Annotated in this window: 1 rRNA gene; it reads left to right on the top strand. The window is 66.3% G+C overall.

The window, feature by feature from the left end:
• Positions 1-40 precede the first annotated feature (40 nt).
• Positions 41-1,584 (top strand): 16S ribosomal RNA (locus tag QZ332_RS13640).
• Positions 1,585-1,623 lie beyond the last annotated feature (39 nt).

Raw genomic sequence — 1,623 nt, 5'->3', positions numbered from 1 at the left:
TTTAACAGGATTTCACCGCCCGTTGAGGGCGTTGAGAAGGATAATGGAGAGTTTGATCCTGGCTCAGAACGAACGCTGGCGGCGCGTCTTAAGCATGCAAGTCGAGCGGGATTCTGTGGCTTGCCACGGATGAGAGCGGCGGACTGGTGAGTAACGCGTGGGCGACGCGCCCCCCGGACGGGGACAGCCCCGGGAAACCGGGGGTAATACCGGACGATGCCGCGGGGACGGAATGCCCCGTGGCGAAAGGCGGCCTAGGCCGCGCCGGGGGAGCGGCCCGCGTCCCATCAGCTTGTAGGCGGGGTGACGGCCCACCTAGGCGACGACGGGTACCCGGCCTGAGAGGGCGGACGGGCACATTGGGACTGAGATACGGCCCAGACTCCTGCGGGAGGCAGCAGCTAAGGATATTCCGCAACGGGCGGAAGCCCGGCGGAGCGACGCCGCGTGGACGAGGAAGGCCGGAAGGTTGCAGAGTCCTTTTGCGGGGGAAGAAGGAGCCGCGGAGGGAATGCCGCGGCGGCGACCGAACCCCGCGAATAAGGGGCGGCTAATTACGTGCCAGCAGCCGCGGTAACACGTAAGCCCCGAGCGTTGTTCGGAATCATTGGGCGTAAAGGGCGCGTAGGCGGCCGCTCAAGCCCGGAGTGAAAGGCGGGGGCCCAACCCCCGGACTGCTCCGGGAACTGGGCGGCTGGAGTCGCCGAGGGGGAGCCGGAATTCCTGGTGTAGGGGTGAAATCTGTAGATATCAGGAAGAACACCGATGGCGAAGGCAGGCTTCCAGCGGACGACTGACGCTGAGGCGCGAAGGCGCGGGGAGCGAACAGGATTAGATACCCTGGTAGTCCGCGCGGTCAACGATGCGCACTGGGTGTCCGGGCATGGCCTGGGCGCCGAAGCGAACGCGTTAAGTGCGCCGCCTGGGGAGTATGCCCGCAAGGGTGAAACTCAAAGGAATTGACGGGGGCCCGCACAAGCGGTGGAGCATGTGGTTTAATTCGATGGTACGCGAGGAACCTTACCCGGGCTTGACATCCGCGGGGAGCGCGCGGAGACGCGCGCGCGCGGCAACGCGCCCGCGGACAGGTGCTGCATGGCTGTCGTCAGCTCGTGCCGTGAGGTGTTGGGTTAAGTCCCGCAACGAGCGCAACCCCTGCCGCCGGTTGCCAGCGAGTAGAGTCGGGCACTCTGGCGGGACTGCCGGCGACAAGCCGGAGGAAGGCGGGGACGACGTCAAGTCATCATGGCCCTTATGTCCGGGGCGACACACGTGCTACAATGGCGGGGACAGGGCGAGGCGAGGCCGCGAGGCGGAGCGGAGCGCTCAAATCCCGCCGTAGTTCGGATCGGAGTCTGAAACCCGACTCCGTGAAGCCGGAATCGCTAGTAATCGCGCATCAGCACGGCGCGGTGAATACGTTCCCGGGCCTTGTACACACCGCCCGTCACACCATCCGAGTGGAGCGGGCCCGAAGCCGGCAGGCCAACCGCGAGGGGGCCGCCGTCGAAGGCCCGCGCCGCGAGGGGGGTGAAGTCGTAACAAGGTAGTCGTACCGGAAGGTGCGGCTGGATCACCTCCTTTCTGCGAGAAGGGATCGGGCGCGCCAGTGTGCGCGCGCCA

The organism is uncultured Oscillibacter sp., assembly GCF_910584465.1.
Classification (GTDB): domain Bacteria; phylum Bacillota; class Clostridia; order Oscillospirales; family Oscillospiraceae; genus Oscillibacter.
Note: the sequence above shows the minus strand (reverse complement) of the source record. Positions and strands in the feature narration are given on the sequence as shown.